At 37.6% G+C, this 19,046-nt stretch carries 18 protein-coding genes; 5 read left to right on the top strand and 13 right to left on the bottom strand.

The window, feature by feature from the left end; genetic code table 11:
* Positions 1–72 precede the first annotated feature (72 nt).
* Together I6E78_RS10635 and I6E78_RS10630 are read left to right on the top strand one after the other, a co-directional pair.
* Complete coding sequence (locus I6E78_RS10635) at positions 73–1,053, top strand: tRNA-dihydrouridine synthase (RefSeq protein ID WP_058373061.1); 981 nt, start codon at positions 73–75, stop codon at positions 1,051–1,053.
* 60 nt (positions 1,054–1,113) lie between these two features.
* Complete coding sequence (locus I6E78_RS10630; protein ID WP_058373060.1) at positions 1,114–1,440, top strand: hypothetical protein; 327 nt, start codon at positions 1,114–1,116, stop codon at positions 1,438–1,440.
* A 34-nt stretch (positions 1,441–1,474) separates the two neighbouring features.
* On the opposite strand, the gene I6E78_RS10625 is transcribed toward I6E78_RS10630, so the two are convergent.
* The 9 genes from I6E78_RS10625 to pyrC form a co-directional block, all read right to left on the bottom strand.
* Positions 1,475–2,518, bottom strand: a complete 1,044-nt coding sequence (locus tag I6E78_RS10625; protein WP_197182448.1) for a hypothetical protein — start codon at positions 2,516–2,518, stop codon at positions 1,475–1,477.
* Between the two features lie 62 nt (positions 2,519–2,580).
* Positions 2,581–3,840, bottom strand: coding sequence for a tetratricopeptide repeat protein (locus tag I6E78_RS10620; protein ID WP_197182447.1), 1,260 nt, complete (start codon positions 3,838–3,840; stop codon positions 2,581–2,583).
* An 11-nt stretch (positions 3,841–3,851) separates the two neighbouring features.
* Positions 3,852–4,469: an energy transducer TonB gene (locus tag I6E78_RS10615; protein ID WP_011327875.1), complete on the bottom strand. Its 618-nt coding sequence runs from the start codon at positions 4,467–4,469 to the stop codon at positions 3,852–3,854.
* A complete protein-coding gene (locus I6E78_RS10610; protein ID WP_007583867.1) occupies positions 4,469–4,873 on the bottom strand; it encodes an ExbD/TolR family protein in 405 nt (134 codons plus the stop codon). The genes I6E78_RS10615 and I6E78_RS10610 overlap by 1 nt, the downstream gene beginning before the upstream one ends.
* A 14-nt stretch (positions 4,874–4,887) precedes the next feature.
* The gene (locus tag I6E78_RS10605; protein ID WP_011327873.1) at positions 4,888–5,412 is read right to left on the bottom strand and encodes a MotA/TolQ/ExbB proton channel family protein; all 525 of its coding nucleotides are present in this window, start codon (positions 5,410–5,412) and stop codon (positions 4,888–4,890) included.
* Positions 5,412–6,776 (bottom strand): MotA/TolQ/ExbB proton channel family protein, encoded by a 1,365-nt coding sequence (locus I6E78_RS10600; protein ID WP_058373058.1) that lies wholly within the window; start codon positions 6,774–6,776, stop codon positions 5,412–5,414. The genes I6E78_RS10605 and I6E78_RS10600 overlap by 1 nt, the downstream gene beginning before the upstream one ends.
* Before the next feature lie 6 nt (positions 6,777–6,782).
* A complete protein-coding gene (locus I6E78_RS10595; RefSeq protein WP_058373057.1) occupies positions 6,783–7,553 on the bottom strand; it encodes a DUF3450 domain-containing protein in 771 nt (256 codons plus the stop codon).
* A gap of 1,489 nt (positions 7,554–9,042) precedes the next feature.
* Positions 9,043–9,246 (bottom strand): cold-shock protein, encoded by a 204-nt coding sequence (locus I6E78_RS10590; RefSeq protein ID WP_002961702.1) that lies wholly within the window; start codon positions 9,244–9,246, stop codon positions 9,043–9,045.
* A 442-nt stretch (positions 9,247–9,688) separates the two neighbouring features.
* Positions 9,689–10,741, bottom strand: a complete 1,053-nt coding sequence (gene pyrC / locus I6E78_RS10585; protein ID WP_197182446.1) for a dihydroorotase — start codon at positions 10,739–10,741, stop codon at positions 9,689–9,691.
* Between the two features lie 206 nt (positions 10,742–10,947).
* Between pyrC and I6E78_RS10580 the strand changes: the two genes are divergently transcribed.
* Positions 10,948–13,317, top strand: coding sequence for a GGDEF domain-containing protein (locus I6E78_RS10580; protein WP_197182445.1), 2,370 nt, complete (start codon positions 10,948–10,950; stop codon positions 13,315–13,317).
* Between the two features lie 152 nt (positions 13,318–13,469).
* On the opposite strand, the gene I6E78_RS18670 is transcribed toward I6E78_RS10580, so the two are convergent.
* Complete coding sequence (locus I6E78_RS18670) at positions 13,470–13,565, bottom strand: hypothetical protein (RefSeq protein WP_331459144.1); 96 nt, start codon at positions 13,563–13,565, stop codon at positions 13,470–13,472.
* Between the two features lie 402 nt (positions 13,566–13,967).
* On the opposite strand from I6E78_RS18670, the gene I6E78_RS10570 reads away from it, so the two are divergent.
* Together I6E78_RS10570 and I6E78_RS10565 are read left to right on the top strand one after the other, a co-directional pair.
* Positions 13,968–14,855: a LysR family transcriptional regulator gene (locus I6E78_RS10570; protein ID WP_197182444.1), complete on the top strand. Its 888-nt coding sequence runs from the start codon at positions 13,968–13,970 to the stop codon at positions 14,853–14,855.
* Positions 14,856–14,908: 53 nt separating this feature from the next.
* The gene (locus I6E78_RS10565; protein ID WP_197182443.1) at positions 14,909–15,673 is read left to right on the top strand and encodes a YdcF family protein; all 765 of its coding nucleotides are present in this window, start codon (positions 14,909–14,911) and stop codon (positions 15,671–15,673) included.
* A gap of 139 nt (positions 15,674–15,812) precedes the next feature.
* Here the strand turns inward: I6E78_RS10565 and I6E78_RS10560 are convergent, their stop codons facing one another.
* From I6E78_RS10560 to I6E78_RS10550, 3 genes are all read right to left on the bottom strand, one after another.
* The gene (locus tag I6E78_RS10560; RefSeq protein WP_197182442.1) at positions 15,813–16,253 is read right to left on the bottom strand and encodes a hypothetical protein; all 441 of its coding nucleotides are present in this window, start codon (positions 16,251–16,253) and stop codon (positions 15,813–15,815) included.
* A 506-nt stretch (positions 16,254–16,759) separates the two neighbouring features.
* Positions 16,760–17,947, bottom strand: coding sequence for an MFS transporter (locus I6E78_RS10555; RefSeq protein WP_197182441.1), 1,188 nt, complete (start codon positions 17,945–17,947; stop codon positions 16,760–16,762).
* A gap of 525 nt (positions 17,948–18,472) precedes the next feature.
* The gene (locus I6E78_RS10550) at positions 18,473–18,805 is read right to left on the bottom strand and encodes a YnfA family protein (RefSeq protein ID WP_197182440.1); all 333 of its coding nucleotides are present in this window, start codon (positions 18,803–18,805) and stop codon (positions 18,473–18,475) included.
* Positions 18,806–19,046: the final 241 nt, after the last annotated feature.

Genomic DNA, 19,046 nt, shown 5'->3' with positions numbered 1-19,046 from the left:
ATTACGGATTTATCAATTTATGATTAACGGTTACACTACACATCCCTTTATTTAGCCATAATTAATCTCTCTATGAAACTTGTTTTAGCACCGATGGAAGGTGTTGTTGACTTCAAAATGCGCCAACTTCTTACCAATATAGGTGGTTTTGACTTATGTGTGACTGAGTTTGTGCGTGTTGTTGATGCTTGTTTACCTGATAAAGTTTTTTATCGTTACTGTCCTGAACTTAACAATAATGGCCTCACTAGTGCTGGTACACCGGTACGCATTCAGTTATTAGGTCAAGTCGCAGGTGCGCTTGCAGAAAATGCAGTTAAAGCAATTAGTTTGGGCTCTCACGGCATAGATCTAAATTTTGGCTGCCCAGCAAAAACTGTCAATAAAAGTAAAGGCGGAGCTGTACTACTTAAAGATCCCGAGCACATGTATGAAATAATTAAAGCGGTAAGAGACGCCGTTGATAGCAAACATCAAGTGAGTGCAAAAATTCGTCTTGGTTTTGATGACGACAGTAACAGCCAAGAAATAGTAGATGCTGTTGTCAGCGCCGGTGCAAGCAGTATTGCAATTCATGCTCGCACTAAACGTGATGGCTATAACCCACCTGCTTATTGGGAAAAGATCCCACCTTTAATTAAAAATAAAAATATTGCGGTTGTAGCTAATGGCGAAATATGGCAAGTAGATGATGCTATGTTGTGCCAAAAACGCAGTGGTTGTACCGACTTAATGCTTGGTCGTGGTGCGTTATCTCATCCCGATTTAGCAAAAAAAATTAAAGCGAATATAGATAATGAACCTTATGTAGGGCTCGAGTGGGAGCATATTCTTTATCATTTAATAAATTCTGCTATTCATCACGACCCCGCTAAAGATGAAAAGTACTTTGCATCGCGCACTAAGCAGTGGCTAGGTTACTTAAAACGTCAGTACCCACAGGCAATAACATTATTTGACGAAATCCGCCGATTAAAGGCCAAAGAAGATGTCGCAGAGGTACTAAGTAAGTATGCCAAAGCGCCACAGTTTGATGCAAATCATAACGCGTAAGTAAATCTACCTAGATAATACCCCTATTGCTCAATGCTAATTATAAAGGGGTTATACGCGATGCAACATCAGCAAAGGTTAATTAATGAAATAGAGGAAGTAAAATTAACAATATTAAACTTACTTTCTCAATCAGCGCATCTATCTCACCAGCATTTATTATCTTTATTAACGCGAACAGTCAATGCAGAGTGGCTCGACTTGGCAGCGCAAAAGCTCGGCCCCGAATACGGTGAGTATATTCAACGAATGACTACTTTAGAGGCTGCTGTGAGTCAAATTGAGATAGGTCAGTACGGTTATTGCTGTGATTGTGAAGAGCCTATAACAACAGCTTTACTCGAATTAGATCCAGCTACACAACGCTGTGAACAGTGCGCTAAATAAGCGCACATTGGGCAAGGTTAAGTCACAGGGGCAGTTAAAGTAATTGCTGAGCAAAGCTAAACGCTTGCCCAGGGTAAAGCACTATATCTTTAACTAACCTTGTTCCATTTATTTCGCTAATATTTAAGCGCTTTACTAAGTTAACCTTAGCCTGAGGCAAGGTCCACGCATGAATATGCAGCCCTACATCAGTTTCCATCATTGCTAACATTAGCGTTTTTTGCTGCGCTAAAAGTGATTGATTTTCAGCTATAGCGGGTAAGTCTCTAAACCCCGACAACCAATCTAAACCTGGCACTTCTTTATTGCCATTAGTAAATTGCACCAAAAATGAGTTCGGATAAATTTGGCTCACCTCCTGATTAACTGGCTTTTTTTCCTCTTCTTTTAGCTGCTCATTTATAATAGTAAGCCACTCAAGCGGAGAGTGCACTACACCACTAAAATAGTTTAACTTACTTTGATACCACTCACTGCCATTAGCTAAACCGTATAGCCCTACACTTCCTCTTGGACTATATTGCGCTAAATAATCTTTTAAAATATTAAGTTGAGCTAATAAGCTATTTGGTATGTTTTTATCGTTAAGTGCACTAAGCACATAATTTTTTATTAAGCTGTGCTCAATTTTATTTAACTTTAAATTACTTAACTGCGCATTTTCTAGTTGTAGCTGCACAAATTCAAGCCAATTACTTATATTCTGATAGTCACTCTGTGAACTTGCTAAGTTAAGCAAATTAACTAAAACATTTGTATGTGCTGGCCAGGCAAAGTAACGCTCAGGAAAACGCTCTGCAATAACAAGATAATTAACCTGCTCAGTTTGCGGCTTAGTTAGTTGCATTTGCATTAAGCTTTGATAAATAACGTGGCGCTTTTGTAAATACGCATCTGTAAAAGGCAATTGCTCACTACGCAGCTCTGTGTGTTTACTATTTTCTGGCTGGTATAAAGCTAGGTTAAGCGATTTTAATGCATGCTGCGCTTCATCGAATGATGTGTACGGTTGTGGTTGCTTAGAGCAAGAGGTCAAAAATAGACACAGTAAAAATGAAAAAATAAGCGTTTTGTTCATGTTCATCCCAATAAAAAAAGCCCCAGAGGGGCTTTTTAAAAATTGCTAATATACATTAAAAATTAAATTTTAACACCGTTGCGAGCGGCTTTATCTTTAATATATGTAGCCCAACCTTTTGCAAACTTACGTGTGCGAGGGTCATCCATAGCTTTCGTAATTGCAGCATGTGCTTGCTTATACTTAGCTTGGTAGTAGTACGCTTCAGCTAAATCTGAATAAATAGTGCCCTTTTTATCAGAGCCTAACTCTAGTGCTTTGTTCAAACGAACAACTGCTGCGCTAAAGTTTTCAGATTGTAAAAGTAACGAACCGGCTTTGCGATAAAGCTCAGCATCGTTATCAAATTTTGCAGCTTCTTCGTAATACTTAGCGGCTTTTTCAATATCTTTTGAACGATGATAGTTACTAGCAATTGCACTGATATTTTGCTTAGTGCGTTGTACTTTTTCTTCTTTAATGCCTTTTTCAAGCGTTAATGCCGCTTTATAAGGTATTTCGTTTAAAGAATAAAAGTTAGCTAGTACTTTGTATTCAACTTCGTTCTCAAAGTAACCGTTTTTGTATGCAACTTCCATAGTTGCAAGGCCTTTTTTGTAGTCTTCAGTTTGTAAGTAATACTTACCTAAGCCTACCCAAGATTTTTTATCATCTGGCCATACACGAACGATTTCTTCTGCAACTTGAACCATATTTTGATACTGTTTTTGTTCAAAATATGAAGCTAACTTAAGTTGATAAGGAGCTTTTGTAGGCTCTTTTTCAAGCTTAATCGCTTTATCAGCAGGTTCTATAACATCCTTAAACTGTTTAAGTTCGTAACTTGCTTGCGCAATACGAGTATAAACTTTCGGATCTTCTTCACCTGTAAAGTCCATCCAATCAGCGTAGGCTTTTTTTGCAGCACTATATTGCTCAGTACCTGCATACATGTCACCTAAGGTTTTTAAACCTTGTGCTTGATCGGCAAAGTTTAATACATCTGGTGCAATAGCTGCTTTCATATACTTAATGGCTGTTTTGTATTGCTCTTTTTGAGCATACATACTACCTAAGTAACGATTTACAGTTGCTTTATCAAAATCGTTAGACGGATCTAACTCTTTAAGCAAAGCAAGTGCACCATCAACATCATCTTCATTATACAAGTCAAACGCTTTAATTACTTTTTTACCAGTACGCTCGCCCATGATTTTAGTTTTTGCTTTTTTACGCTCTTCAATTTTTGCGTAATTTGGCGCCGCTAAAACAGGTGCAGTCAAAGCTGCACCCGACACAGACATAAGAATTGCAAGAGCAGTTACTTTAGATAAATTTCTCATTACTCGCCTCCTTAGTTGCCTTGGTTAAGTTTAAAGTCTAATTGAACTTGTAAACCAACTTGTCTTTGTGGTTTACCGTCAATAATTTTAGGACGGTATTTCCACTTGCGCAATGCACGTTTAGCTTCACGGTCAAAGACACGTTTTGGGTCAGCGTCAATTACATCAACGTCAACCACGCCACCTAACTCATCGATAGTGAACGAAAGTTGAACCCAACCTTCTCTACCATCACGTGCTGCTTGCGTTGGATATTTTGGTTCAATACGAACGATAGGTGTCGCATCACCATCTCGTCCAAATGCACCCGGACCACTTAGTCCACCTGCCGTGCTTCCCACATCGATGCTTGGCATATTAAATGACAATCCACCAGGATTAGGGTTGTTATTTTCCGGCTGTGGCGGCTGCGGTTTAGGCGGCTGCTTTGGCGGTGGAGGAGGAGGAGGCGGAACACGCCTTCTTTCCTGCACCTTAGATTCAGGCGGATTCGTCATTATTTCGACTATGATCTGCTCTTTTTGTTCAGTATTACGGTCAGCCCCACCAGAGATGAGGAATGCCATGAAGTAGAACAAGCCGAAAGTAACTGCCCCACCTGCAATCAGTGAAAACAGAAAACGAATCATTACTGATCTCCAGCGATTGAAATTCTTAGGTTATCACCCGTCGCTTTAATCTGGTCCATCACTTTAACTACCGTGCCGTGCTTAGCTTCTTTATCAGCTTGTATAATCACAACTTCGGTAGGTTGTTCTGCTAATAAACTTTCAATTTTTGCTGAAATACGTTCAACATCAATTTGTTGTTTATCAACCCAGATTTCGCCGTTACTACGTATAGCAATAAAAATGTTAGCATTTTTTTGCTTAGTAGCTTGGGCAGCTTTTGGTTTATTGACCTCGATACCAGCCTCTTTAACGAACGATGTAGTTACGATAAAGAAAATAAGCATGATAAATACGATGTCAAGCATCGGCGTCATATCGACCGCTGCTTCTTCTTCTTCACGAAAACGTTGTTTACGTGCCATATTTAATTCTCTCTCTAGTGATGAGGCATGTTATCTACAAGTTTGGCTTTCACCATTTTAGCTTTTGTCTCAAGACGTGAGCTAAAAAACACTCCAGATAGTGCCGCAACCATTCCAGCCATTGTTGGGATTGTTGCCATTGAAATACCTGATGCCATTAATCGTGCATTACCAGTACCTTGACTAGCCATGGTTTCGAAAACCGAAATCATACCAGTAACAGTACCTAACAAACCTATTAAAGGACAAACAGCTACTAATGTTTTAATCAACAACATACGCTGATCTAATTTTTCAGACGCTTCAGAAATCCATGCTTCACGGATTCTGTGTGCGTACCAAGACGTAGTGTCTTGGCGGGCATCCCACTTTGCAATAATTTCTTGCGATAAACGCGGAAACTCTGCAAGTAAGAACCAATAGCGCTCAATCATTAAAACCCACATCAGAAAGAGTGCTATCGCGACCACGTATAAAACCTGGCCGCCTGTGCCAACAAAATCCCTGATAGATTCCCATATCTCCATCAGGACTAGCATTAGGCTTTCTCCTTCTCCGCGTGAGTCGCAACGATACCTGCGCTTTGCTCATCTAGGATGTGTAATACCGACTTACTACGACCAGCTACAAGTGCGTGAAGTAGAATTAGTGGTAGTGCAGCAATTAGACCTAGCGCTGTAGTTACAAGTGCTAGAGAGATATTACCAGCCATGATCTTCGGATCGCCCGTACCGAACAATGTGATTGTTTGGAACGTTAATATCATACCGATTACTGTACCTAGTAGACCAAGTAATGGTGCGATGGCAGCAAGGATCTTAATAATGTTGATACCAGCTTCGATGCGTGGCGTTTCACGAAGAATCGCTTCATCAAGTTTAAGCTCAAGGTTTTCAACATCTTGATTCTTGTTGTCATGGTACACTTTAAGAATACGACCCAATGGGTTATTTGTATTCGGTGTAGCAACATTTTTAAGTTGGCTCTTAATTTTGCTTGTAGTAAGCGTAAGGTCAACAAAACGAATTAGAGTAATTAACATACCTAAAGCTAACAACGCAGTAATTATGTAACCTACTACGCCACCTTGATGGAAGTATTCCATAAGTGTTGCTTTTTGAGTGTTAATACGCAAAATCGCGCCACGTGTTGGATCCACATATACACCAGCATAGTTGTCAGACGATGTTTTTTCAAGGTCTGCAATACCGTCTAAAATGTAGCTATCAGGCTGCTTACCAAGTGGTTGAATCGACTTTGTTTCTGGTGAATAAATTAAGTAACCGTCGTCTGTAACTAAGTTAAAGTTACCAATACGTGTTACTTTCTTCATTGACGGGTTACCGTCAAGACCAGCAACTTCAGTTTCAAAAGTAGAAACTTTAGCAGACTCAGTCATTTCAGTTTGAAGTGAAATCCAAAGCTCTTCTAACTCACGAACTGTAGGAAGCTCTTTAGCCGCTGCTAATGAACGTAATACTTCAGCACGACCTGGCTTTTCAGCACTTACTAGTGACGCTTCGATAGAACCGATAGCATCTTGAGCTGCACGACGTACAACACCAAACATTTCACCAAGTGTACCTTGAGCATTTTGTAGTGCTTGCTCTTTCTCAGCTAGCGTGTTTTCGTTTTGTGCATATTCTTTAGTTAAACGATCGCCACGTGACTTTTCAGCAACTAATTGGCTTTTCGCTTTATTAAGTAATGATTGCTTGTCAGCACGTTCTGATAAGAACTCTTGCTCACGTTGCTTATTGATTTTACCTTCAGAGATACGCTCTTGTTTTACTTGCTCAAGAATTTTATCTAATGCATTCGTATTTGCGTGTGCATTAAGCGCGGTACCTGCAGAAACAGTTAGTACTGCTGCAACAGCAAAACCTTTAAATAGTTTCTTCATTATTGATTACTCCGCGCCAAAAATTGGTAGTTTAACAAGTTCTAGTGTCGCTTGCTTACGTGCCATACGGATCACTTCTTTAACAGATTTTAGGTATTCTTCACCTAATTCTTTCCACTGTTTAGTGTTGTTATCCCAAACCCAAGCATGTTTCAAGTCAAAAGACTGTGCAACATAAGTAATACGACCTAAACGACCGATATCAACGTTAATGCTACGGCCATCAACATCAAGTGTACCTTGTGAAGCATTTACAGCTGAGCTGTATGATGTTTCTACTGTGTAAGCTTCAAGTACTTGACGGAATTTCTCAGACGTTGTTACAGAAGAAGAAGACATGATTTCACGTAATCTTTCAACACGACCTAAGCGCGTTTCAAGATTAAATGGAACGTCCGCTTTGATGAATTGCTCAAGCGTATCGATCATGCGATACATCAGAGGCACAACGTTTTGTTTAGTGTTATCAATAGTTGCTATTTGACGGTCAAACGATTCAATAGACGCGTTTTGGTCATCAACCAAACGTGCTACGTGATCGTTGTACACTTTCATAAGTTCAGTCTCATCAACGATGCTACGGTACTCAGCTATTAGCTCTTGAGTTTGACCATATACATTGTCAATTTTAGTTTGAGACTTAACTGCAGCCTTTTGAATTTGCTGACCTGCTTGTTGCACGTCATTCAAAGGATCTGCAATCACATTGCTGCTTGCAAATGCAAATGCGCCAACCAACGCAGTTGCTACAAGACTCTTTCTGATTTTAACAGACATAGTTCCCAACCAATTAAGTAATGTTACTTTTATAATTTAATTATCAACCTACAAGAGGAAGACAACCCTGATATCTTTTAATAGATATCAACCTTTCAATAATGCTAAATGCAGTAAGTCATGTCAACTTGATGTTTAGCATTACCTATAAATAAATATGCATATGAACAAGTTATTTAATATACCAACCCGACAATATTAACATTATTGCAACCACTTTACCGCAAATACTTTCATGAAACCCTTTTGTAATAACAACATTCATAATTAACAACTTAAAAATAAACATTATTATAACATTTAGTATTAACTATTTAGAGACTAAAAAAAAAATATAAATAACCTTCTATTATTTTATCTTTAACAATTTTTGAGCGTTTTATACACGAAATACATTTGTATCATAAATAATCTGCAACCCACTCCATAATAATTATTGTGTACTATATAATAAAAAACTAATCATAAAGGTAGAATTAAAACAATAAATATGTTCCATCCATTTTTTAAAATGCAAAAATAATATAAATCATTACCGCCCTATTAGCACAATGTTTATCTTTAATGTTTGCTATTAAAAATGTATCTGTAGGCTTATTTCAGAGTAGTTGATAATTACTACTGCCCCTAGGGCAATAATATTAATATGCTTAATTAAAAGAGTTGTTTTAATGACGAGCAAGCTCCTTGTTCTTAACGAAGGCTTTATATTTCGTTGTTCTGAATTATTACTTTGCCATCACCTTCACTTAGTACGCTCGTGTAGTGGCTAAAAATTACTTTTAACGCAGCTAGTGACAATTTAATTCAATAGTCTGATCATTTTTTATTAATTTAAAATGATGTGGATTGGTTAACACGGCATTAAAGCTAAGGAGTGCTTCCCCCTTAAACTGTGAGGCTGGTAATTTGTAATACCCTATTGCTGAGCTTTTGTACGCTCGCAGCAATTACATACGCAACTTACATGCGCCCACAAGTTACTTTTAATAACCTTAATGATCTTGTAGCAAACTTATTAAAGCTGGTTTAAATTCAGTGGGAGTTAAATAGCGAGGGGATTTAAATTAAAAGCTGCCCTATATAAGTTACTTTCAACACAGCGCGTAAGCTATTTAATAAGCTAGAATTATCATATTTTTAATTGGATTGGTATTAGTATTAGTATTAAACTTTATACCCCATGATTTAGCTACGTTTGTGATTTTTTAAACGACAAATAGCAAATACAAAAAGGGTGATTTTGTTTATTGAGTAATGGTGTTTTTAAAAATACGAATTATTAAAATAATATATGACTGTAGAGTGTTTAAATTGGTAAGTGATAATTAAAATATTTGGAGGTTAATATTTTGAGGTAATTATTTTGAGGTAATTATTTTGAGGTAATTATTTTGATTTTATTTGCGGGAGTGTAGATTATTTAAAAAGAAATTATGGTGAAACAGTAGCCTGTTTCACCACGTTGAACGAAGGTTCACATAATAAATTATGCTGCTTCTACGTTCTCAGCTTCAGGGCCTTTTTGACCTTGCTTGATGCTGAATGTCACTGCTTGACCTTCGCTAAGAGTGCGAAAACCAGAACCAGTGATTGCGCTGAAATGTACAAACACGTCAGGACCATTTTCTTGTTCAATGAAACCAAAGCCTTTAGCTTCGTTGAAAAACTTTACTTTACCAGTAACCGACATACTAAATTTTCCTGTAAGTCAATAATTAAAATTCAGCCATATTATTATGGCAATATCCTCCTTGAATCAATGCTCAAAAATATGGAGGTACAGTACAGGAAGAAGTAATAACCAAACCGGTAACCTTAAACGCAGCACAACATCCGTAAATTCATTAGGCAAAAACTCAAAGCAAGTTAAGATTAGCACATTAAATTTTATTTCGCTCTATTAATTAGAAAATATTTATCAATAATGCGTTGTTTCTGATTTTTTTTCTTAAACGGTTAATTTAAAAGCAAATAAATATAAATTTTATCCAGTAATTGTCACCTTGCTGGCAATACTATTAAACGCTTTCATATTTTCTATAGTCATCTAACAATAAATCTAAAGCGCTTTTCTAAAATTACTAGCTTATTCTACCTAAGCTTTAAAATTTTAGGTGCTTTAGGCAACCAGGCTACTTAACTTGCCAGTCAATTGTATCTTCTGCCTTTATAGGTACTACTTGTGAGTCGCCAAGCGTATAACTTGCAGGCACTTGCCACGGGCTTCTTTCTAAAGTAATGGTGTCTTTATTACGTGCAAGGCAATAAAAGTCTGGTCCAAAAAAGCTTGCAAAGCCTTCTAGCTTGTCTAGTTTACCGGCACCTTCAAATGCCTCTGCGTATAACTCAATAGCAGCATGTGCGGTATAAGCTCCTGCACAACCACACGCAGCTTCTTTTTTATCTTTATAATGAGGCGCTGAGTCAGTACCTAAAAAGAATTTTTTATTACCACTTACTGCAGCAGCCATTAAAGCCTGTTGGTGAATATTACGTTTTAAAATAGGTAAACAGTAATAATGTGGGCGAATGCCCCCTGCCAGCATATGGTTGCGATTATAAAGTAAGTGATGAGCAGTGATTGTTGCTGCAACATTATCCGGCGCATTGGTTACAAACTCTACCGCATCTTTTGTTGTAATATGCTCAAGTACTATTTTAAGCTCAGGAAAGTCAGTTACTACGTCACCTAAAATCGTTTCGATAAATATTTTTTCACGGTCAAAAATATCAATAGACGAATCTGTCACCTCACCGTGTATTAAAAGCAGCATGCCTACGTCTTGCATTGCAGCTAAAACAGGGTAAATATTTTTAATTGAGGTAACACCTGAGTCTGAATTTGTTGTAGCACCTGCCGGATATAGTTTTGCTGCAACTATTTTGCCGGTAGCTTTGGCTTTTATTATTTCATCTGGGGTTGTTTTATCTGTAAGGTATAGCACCATTAAAGGCTCAAAATTGCCTTGTGGACCTGCAGCCATTATACGTTCCCTGTAAGCTAATGCCGTACCTGTGCAGGTTGCTGGCGGCATTAAGTTAGGCATAATAATTGCGCGACCCATATAACGGCTAATATCACGAACCGTGTCTTTTAATTGATCGCCATCACGTAAATGTACATGCCAATCATCTGGTCTGGTAATAGTGAGTGTTGCTGCAGAGTCTGTATTTTTAACGGTCATGAGTTGGTCCCTAAGCTAAATTTATCCGATCATAGGCATAGGACGTTTTCGAGTAAAGATCTTATTATAAATAATCAACCTGCGTAGCGCTGCAATTAAACTTTACAGTTAGCATAAAGCAATTATCATTTTGTTTTGTAGGAAAGTTAATACCATGTTAAATTAGTACCCGTATTCATACTTAACTAAGAACCACATTACTTACTATGCCTAACAAAGTAGATACCACTACAGCGCTCGAAGTTAAAACCGATCAGCTAAGTATAATTAATCAGTTCTCCTCAAGCTTACTGCAATTAGATACGCTTGATGAGCTATTTGAATATGTAACTACCCAAGTGATTAATAGGCTTGGCTTTGTTGATTGTGTAATTTATCTTGCTGATACTGCTAATTTAACGCTTATTCAAGCCGCTTCAATGGGCGTTGCCAGTGAGCGCAAAGAATATCAAGCACAGAGAAAAGTGATCCGCTTTGATGAAGGTATCACCGGCTATGTAGCAACCACAGCTAAAGCAATCATGATTGGCGATGTAACCAAAGATAGCCGCTATATTGCTGATGAGCACCCTGCTCAATCTGAGATATGTGTTCCACTCATATACAAAGATCATGTTTTAGGGGTTATAGATTGTGAGCACCCAATTAAAAATTACTTTACTAACTCGCACCTCGAAATACTCACTACGGTTGCTCACTTATTAAGTGCCAAAATAAATCAAGTTAATACGGTAAACAGCTTACAAACAACTGTTTTACAATTAAATAATGCCCAAAAGTTAGAAAATAGCCTGCTGCAAATTGCAAACTTAACTTATAAAGCTAAAAATTTAGACGTTTTTTTTGAATCGCTGCATTTAATTATTAATAGTTTACTCCCTGCCGATAATTTTTTTATAGCGCTATACGATAAACAAATTGACGTGTTAGATATTGTTTATATTGTTGAAGAAGGCATTAAAACCAACAGCCATCAAAAAATTTCAAAAGAGCAATTAAAAGACACTGCCTCGTATTATTTATTAGTTACGGAGCAATCTTTACTGCTCACTAGTAATGAGTTTTTACACCATGTAGAACAACAGCATTTTAAAATGGTGGGTAGGCGCGCAGAATCTTGGTTGGGTGTCCCATTTAGGGTAAACGAGCGCCATAGCGGCGTTATAGTAGTGCAAAGTTACGATAAAGCGCTACATTACAGCCAACACGATAATGCGCTGCTTACTTATGTGAGCCGGCAAATAAGTATGGCGATTGACCGCCAATTAGCTCGCCAAGAACTAGAGCATCGCGCCCTGCACGATGATCTTACTGGCCTAGCTAATCGCTCATTACTTATTGAGCGAATTAAGCATGCTATTTTACGCCTTGCAAGAGCAAAAAAAGGCACTAGCCACGCGTTACTCTATTTAGATTTTGATCGTTTTAAAAGTATTAATGATTCACTTGGTCATGAAGTTGGTGATCACTTTTTAATAAAAATATGCCAATTAATTAAAGGCACGGTGCGCAATACCGACACATTTTCACGTTTAGGTGGGGATGAGTTTGCTATTTTTATGGAAAACATCACTCACCGAAATCAGGTAACAGATGCACTCAAACGTATACAACTTGCCCTTTCAAAGCCAATTAATATTGACGGCCACCTATTACAAGCATCTACAAGTATTGGCGTAGCATTAAGTGATAACGAAAACGACAAAGCCTATATTTTATTACAACAAGCTGATGCAGCTATGTACGAAGCTAAATCGACAGGACGCGGACAAGTTAAGCTATTTAATAATATTATGCGCAAAAAGCTTAAAACTCATGCTGATATTGAAAACGACTTACAACACGGTATAGAGCACAATGAGTTTGAGCTGTATTTTCAGCCTATATTTACCATTGCTACATGTGAAGTGATTGGTTTTGAAGCACTTGTTCGTTGGCATCATCCCAGTAAAGGGTTTGTACCGCCAAATGACTTTATCCCAATTGCTGAAAAAACCGGGCAAATAATTAATTTAGACTTACATTTATTAGATTTAGCCGCACAACAAATTAGCATTTGGCATCAACAAGGGCACAGATTTTTAAAAGTCACCGTTAATGTCTCCTCTCGTCACTTTGCTAGTTTAGATTTTGTGGCACAAATTCACGCTATTTATAATAAATATCAGCTCCCGCTGGGGTCTTTGTGTTTAGAAATTACAGAGTCGGGATTAATCGAAAATTTAGACTTAGCGACCCAAATAATTGAAGGCTTATCGCCATTAAAAGTAAAGCTTTGCCTTGATGACTTCGGCACAGGTTACTCAGCGCTTGGTTACCTACATCAGCTACCTATTCATATTCTAAAAATAGATAAGAGCTTTATCGATCACTTACATGACTCAGCCAATCCACTCGTTGATGCTATTTTGTCGCTAGCAATATCACTTAATCTTGCAGTGGTTGCTGAGGGGATAGAAACTGCTGAGCAACTCGCTATTTTACAAACTACGCAGTGCAATTACGGGCAAGGCTATTTAAAATCAAAACCAGTAACAGCCCAAGAAGCTATTTTACTAATCGACGCCCCACTATAATAAAAAAGCCAGCGACTTATTGCTGGCTTAATTTTGCGATTTTTTTATATAAGCTATATACGTAAGCTACATTTTTACGGTGTAGATCTAACTTTTAACTCATCACGCAGCTCTTTGGTTGTTTTAACCATGTTGTTAAGTGCTTGGCGGGTTTACTCCCATACTCTGGTTTTTAAACCACAATCTGGATTTACCCACAAACGCGCAACCGGTACTTTAGCTGCTGCTTTGTGAAAAAGTGCTTTTATCCATGCAATATCTGGCAGATTAGCTGTATTAGTATTCTATATACTTAGCCAATGTCATTCGAGTAATCAACTTTTCAAACGTTTGTAATAAATCCATGTTCGCCCAAAACATTTTTAGTAATTACACCAAAACCCAACCTAGCTGTTTAGATGGTTAAAAATTACCTTGTGTTGTGGTATTACACAATTGATAAACCTTAAAACCCAACATGAGCTAAGCTCATGCAAAATTCATCAAACCTATTTTAAAATGACTTTCATGATTAAAAAACTTAATGTTAAGCATAGCAACTGCTAATAAAATACAATTAACAGCCTTCTAGACGTTGAAACGTTTTTTGTAAAAGCGTAATATGTGTTTACTCTGAGTTAAACTCACCTTTTTCATGAGAATTTTTAAAGATGATTGGTCTTAAACACTTAAAAACCATTGCTACCTTAAAAGAAACAGGATCTTTGGTTAATACAGCACGTGAGTTATTTTTAACGCAATCGGCTTTATCTCATCAAATCAAAGATTTAGAGAATAAATTAGACTGCCAATTGTTCGAGAGAAAAACCCAACCAGTACGATTTACCCCCCAAGGTATCCTATTACTTGAATTAGCCCACGAAATATTACCAAAAGTAGAAGCAACCAAGTGCCGCTTAAAAGAAAGTTTAAATCAGCCTATTTCACAAATGCGCTTAAGTGTTGAATGCCATGCGTGCTTTCATTGGTTACTGCCAACAATTAAAGAATTTAATAATTTTTGGCCCGATATAAAAATTGATTACGAACGCGGTTTTAGCTACGACGCTATTCCTGATTTATTAAGTGATGAACTAGACCTAGTGCTCACCTCAGATATACGCGAACCCGACCAGCTAGAATACGCCCATTTATTCGACTTTAAATTAAAGCTCATTGTTGCCCCCGACCATGATCTTGCTAAAAAAGCCTATGTAACGGCGCTTGATTTAAAAAACGAAACTATTATTTCCTACCCTATTCCGCGTGAACGCCAAGATATTTTTAAACACTTTATTCAAAATGCCCGTTTTGATGGCACACTTAAAACAGTTGACCAAGGGTTACTAATTTTTCAGCTCGTTAGTGCGGGCATGGGCGTGGCTGCATTACCCGACTGGCTGGTTACACCTTACGAAAGCCAAGGATTAATTAAGTCAATTCCGCTAGGAGCATTAGGCTTAACTCGCCCTATGTATTTAGCGATGAAAAAAGAAATGAAAGACAACCCTGTTTATCGTCACTTTTTAAATACCTGTAAGTTAAATAACGGTCGATAAACACCTTACACATGAGTAATATAAAGCTAACTTAGCTTTTTATATTACTCATTATGTTTGCCATTAAAAAATTACTGGGTGGTTTATTAATGCCACTGCCTTTATTGGGTCTATTTGCACTTATTATGCTGCTTTTGGCATTTAGAGGTAAAAGGCATGCTTTATTTTTATCTTTTATAAGCTTAGCGACGCTGCTTTTACTCAGCACACCGCTGGTTGCTAACCTAATTATAAAAAATAACGAGCCAGCCGCACTGGCATTTAACTCATTAAAACAGCCAAAAATTGATAAAATAGTCGTACTCGGTTGCGACATTAACCCCAACACGGCTTTAAGTGCTAATAACCAACTTGGCAACTGCGCACTTACTCGTTTAGTCGAAGGCATAAAGCTAGCCAAACTCTACCCAAATGCGCAACTTATTGTATCGGGCGGCGGATACCAAAAAGTTACTAATAGTAGCTTAATGTATAAAACAGCAATCAATTTAGGTATTAATAAAAATCGCTTGGTGCAAAATCCAGCTGCTATGGATACCGCAGCCGAAGCAAAGTTATTAGCCCCCGCATTAGTTGACTATAAAGTGGCATTGGTTACCTCTGTTTTACATATGCCGCGCGCAAAAGACTTATTTAATGCCCAAGGGGTTGAGGTAATAACAGCGGCAACTGACTATCATAACTTTGCTGTATTGCCTTGGCATAAACAACTCGTACCAAATTCTCAAGCTTTGCATGTAGTAACACAATACAGCCATGAAGTAGTGGGTAAAGCGTGGATCAGCATGCGCCGCTGGATAGACCCAGAAGCACTTTAAAGTTAACTATAACCCTGCAAATTAGCCTTAACTTGACTGTCAAATTTTATTAAAATTTAATTAAATCTGGCAGTGGTGTAGGCAATAATGTAGTGCTAAACAAACTTAGCCAACTTTTTAGTTATGTTTAAATGCCTTATTATTTGTTGTTATGTTTTGAATATAAGTTAATCAATATACTATTTTTAAAAACCAGCAACAAACTGATAAATATAATAAATAATGAACCGTAATCAAGTTTATCCATATTCATATAGTAGTTAATAAGAATACCTATGTGTTTAATAAGTAATGTAATACCAATTAAAAACAAGCCAGCACTCACAACATCATGTCCAATAACAGTGGGAGTTGTAGGTTCTGCTTTATGAATTTTATTTGCAATCAGTTCCGCATATTTCCACAGTAAACATCCGCTAACAATGGGGATAATAATAGTAGCCAGTAGAACCACTAAAATTTCTGGGGTTAATAAATTACTTATGTTGCCGGAAAAAAAGACCGGTATAAAAGAATATAAGGTATTTAAGGCCAAATATAGAGCCAGTATTTTTAACAATAATATAGAAAAACCTTTCATAAAAACCTCTAAACACCTAACAAGCCTGTAAAACAACTCGTTTTCACTTTATTTTTATTAATAAACCATAGCCGAGTTCCTATTTTGGTTCAATTGATTACTGCGCTTTTTTGTAGCATATAAAAAGAGAGATTGGGGTTGTTTTAATTGGCGTTTTGAAAGGTATTATAAGCGTTAGATTAGTATTAACCGCTCGAACAACCTATACGACCGCCATGCTCCACCAGGAGAAGTCATATTGGCTACACTACCTTTCAATTTATCACTTCACTTTAATTGTATAAATTTTATTTTCACAGCAAATATAAGTTTTCTTAACCGCTCTACTTTACCTGAATCCTGGTTAAGATACTCACTAACGTATTGAATAATAATGATATTTAAACTTATTTTCTCTAGCCAGATATTTTCAGTGAAAACAAGGCGAATTTACGCGTCAATAGCAGGCCTATTGCAAGTAAATTCAACGCAGTTAGCGCAGAAAATAGCTGCTTTAGATAGATTTATTATTCAGAGCCTAGGTTACTTAAAGTCTTTTTCGCAAAAAATGCGATGATAATACCCGGAATAGACAAAACAACGGCAAAGTACACCAAACTCATTGGGGAGTAATTCCCCAGTAGCAGCCCAGCAACAGAAGATGCAATCATAACGGATAAATTAAATACCGATGACTGAACTGAAGTAGCAACATCTTTGGCATTTTTTACCTGCCTGCTAACAGCGGCTTGCATTAAAGTCACTAATGGACCAAACGAAAGACCCCATATAAAAAAAGCAAAATGCCCTACGCCCTTAACTTTGCCAAATATGAGTAATGTGAGCATAGCAATAATAAGTAATGCAAACATGGTGATTGTTAATAGCCGCAGGTATTTATCGATAAGTTTTATAGCTAAAAAAACAGAAATCATCGAACCTACACCAAAAAACAATAAAGCACTTTCAATCCCACCCGCTAAAGTAATTTCCTCAACCAGACTTGTAATGTACACATAAGCACCATAATGTGCGGTTACACCAAGCAAGGTAAGCACAAGAATAACTAGTACAGCTGGATTTGTTAATACCGCAAAAGGTGAGGAGCTTTTGGTCAGCTTTTCACCGGGCGCTGAAGGTAAAGAAAAAAAGCTAATAACTGCAATAGCAATAATAACCAGCCCAAAGCCAATAAACTCACTTCGCCAGCCATATTCATTGCCAATAGTGGTCATTATGGGCATACCAATACTAATTCCCAGCGTGGTGCCTGCCATAATAACCGCAATAGCCTTGCCATGATGTTCCTCATCTACCAGTCGCATACCGTAGGCTGCAATCATTGGCCACATCACACCTGCACAAATGCCTCCGATAATCCTAAGAAAAATAATAACGTTATAATTATCAATCAACCCAACCACAATGTTTGAAGCGGCAAAACCACCCAACAAAAGCAGTAGCAAGTGCTTGCGATTACATTGCATGGTCATTGAAATGAGCGGAATTGCAAATATCGCTGACGCAATGGCGTAGTAACCCACTAAATTACCTGTTTGCATTTCACTAATATTAAGATCGGCCATCATTAAAGGCATAACACCAGAGGGCATCAACTCCGACAATATCCCTACAAAGGTCACTGACGACATTAAGATCATAATCAGCCATGGGAAAAAGCTCGCGTTTTTTTGAGAAATATTTTCAGTGCTCATAGTTTTTTATCGGTTCTTAACTTTTTAAATTTATTGGCTTGGATGTGGCCAGATTAAGTGTGTGGTGAAAACAGCTATTGAGTTGCAGTAAAGCCCATTTGTTGCTCTATAAACACTACAGCCGCATACCCTTCAACTCGTGGTTGTTAATTAAACAACCACATTTGCTTTCATTATCTCATAGTCTCGCCAGAAATCGTTGGTCTGTAAAATAGCAAAACACACCCAGACTTGGTAACCAACAGGTGCCTGCTCGTTTTCGATACTTTATCCAAAAGTAAATTCGTGTCATTAGCATTTAAAAAACAAACCTAAGCTCAGCATTTCCTGCCACCTAAATCAGTAACTTCGAGGAGTATAAGTTGAAGTTTCTTAGTCTAAAACTCGATAGCACCGTCTTAGTTTTCAATGATTAGAGCTACATTTTTAATGTGCGGTTGAACTGATTTAGACCTGATAATTTACGGATATATGCAGTTTTTTTAACTACGCTGTAATTACAACCTATTACCTCAGGTACTGTTGTTATACGCTACGTGGAGCAAACATAATGATAGCCATACCCACAAGTGCTACACCGGAACCTACAAGATCCCATGTAGTTGGACGAATACCATCAACAATCCACAACCACAAAATAGCCATGAAAATATACACGCCACCATAAGCGGCATACACCCTACCCGCAGCGGCTGGGTGTAACGACAATAACCAAGCAAATATAGCTAGGCTAAGGGCTGCAGGAACCAGTAACCAAACCGATTTCCCCTCGCGCAACCAAAGGTATGGTAAGTAACAACCTATTATTTCTGCCAAAGCAGTAATTAAAAACAGACCAAATATTTTTATTTCGCCCAAAAGTGACTCCTCTCATTACTTATATACGAGGCTCTGAAGCTGCTAGTCATAGAAAAAGCGACTTCAAACACTAAGCCCTAAAACGCGATAGCTGCTTAAATAGCTTTATAGATTAATAATTTAAGTTTCACCTTTTACTTTGCATTTAGTGAAAACTCCACAGCCGCAACGCTCACTAACATATGTATTAGTATGGTTTTTGAATTATTTACCAAAGCCATGACAGCTAATGATGACATTC

The sequence above is a fragment of the Pseudoalteromonas sp. NZS127 genome, from assembly GCF_015864805.1.
Taxonomy (GTDB): domain Bacteria; phylum Pseudomonadota; class Gammaproteobacteria; order Enterobacterales; family Alteromonadaceae; genus Pseudoalteromonas; species Pseudoalteromonas nigrifaciens.
The sequence above is the reverse complement of the archived record's forward strand: the minus strand, read 5'-3'. Positions and strand labels throughout refer to the sequence as shown.

What these genes read in the sequence shown, in the direction of transcription:
- I6E78_RS10630 (WP_058373060.1), top strand. Translation starts at nt 1,114, where the DNA reads ATGCAACATCAGCAAAGGTTAATTAATGAAATAGAGGAAGTAAAATTA.
- I6E78_RS10615 (WP_011327875.1), bottom strand. Translation starts at nt 4,469, where the DNA reads ATGATTCGTTTTCTGTTTTCACTGATTGCAGGTGGGGCAGTTACTTTC.
- I6E78_RS10570 (WP_197182444.1), top strand. Translation starts at nt 13,968, where the DNA reads ATGATTGGTCTTAAACACTTAAAAACCATTGCTACCTTAAAAGAAACA.
- I6E78_RS10595 (WP_058373057.1), bottom strand. Translation starts at nt 7,553, where the DNA reads ATGTCTGTTAAAATCAGAAAGAGTCTTGTAGCAACTGCGTTGGTTGGC.
- I6E78_RS10625 (WP_197182448.1), bottom strand. Translation starts at nt 2,518, where the DNA reads ATGAACAAAACGCTTATTTTTTCATTTTTACTGTGTCTATTTTTGACC.
- I6E78_RS10565 (WP_197182443.1), top strand. Translation starts at nt 14,909, where the DNA reads ATGTTTGCCATTAAAAAATTACTGGGTGGTTTATTAATGCCACTGCCT.
- I6E78_RS10590 (WP_002961702.1), bottom strand. Translation starts at nt 9,246, where the DNA reads ATGTCGGTTACTGGTAAAGTAAAGTTTTTCAACGAAGCTAAAGGCTTT.
- I6E78_RS10560 (WP_197182442.1), bottom strand. Translation starts at nt 16,253, where the DNA reads ATGAAAGGTTTTTCTATATTATTGTTAAAAATACTGGCTCTATATTTG.
- I6E78_RS10635 (WP_058373061.1), top strand. Translation starts at nt 73, where the DNA reads ATGAAACTTGTTTTAGCACCGATGGAAGGTGTTGTTGACTTCAAAATG.
- I6E78_RS10580 (WP_197182445.1), top strand. Translation starts at nt 10,948, where the DNA reads ATGCCTAACAAAGTAGATACCACTACAGCGCTCGAAGTTAAAACCGAT.
- I6E78_RS10555 (WP_197182441.1), bottom strand. Translation starts at nt 17,947, where the DNA reads ATGAGCACTGAAAATATTTCTCAAAAAAACGCGAGCTTTTTCCCATGG.
- I6E78_RS10600 (WP_058373058.1), bottom strand. Translation starts at nt 6,776, where the DNA reads ATGAAGAAACTATTTAAAGGTTTTGCTGTTGCAGCAGTACTAACTGTT.
- pyrC (WP_197182446.1), bottom strand. Translation starts at nt 10,741, where the DNA reads ATGACCGTTAAAAATACAGACTCTGCAGCAACACTCACTATTACCAGA.
- I6E78_RS10605 (WP_011327873.1), bottom strand. Translation starts at nt 5,412, where the DNA reads ATGCTAGTCCTGATGGAGATATGGGAATCTATCAGGGATTTTGTTGGC.
- I6E78_RS10620 (WP_197182447.1), bottom strand. Translation starts at nt 3,840, where the DNA reads ATGAGAAATTTATCTAAAGTAACTGCTCTTGCAATTCTTATGTCTGTG.
- I6E78_RS10610 (WP_007583867.1), bottom strand. Translation starts at nt 4,873, where the DNA reads ATGGCACGTAAACAACGTTTTCGTGAAGAAGAAGAAGCAGCGGTCGAT.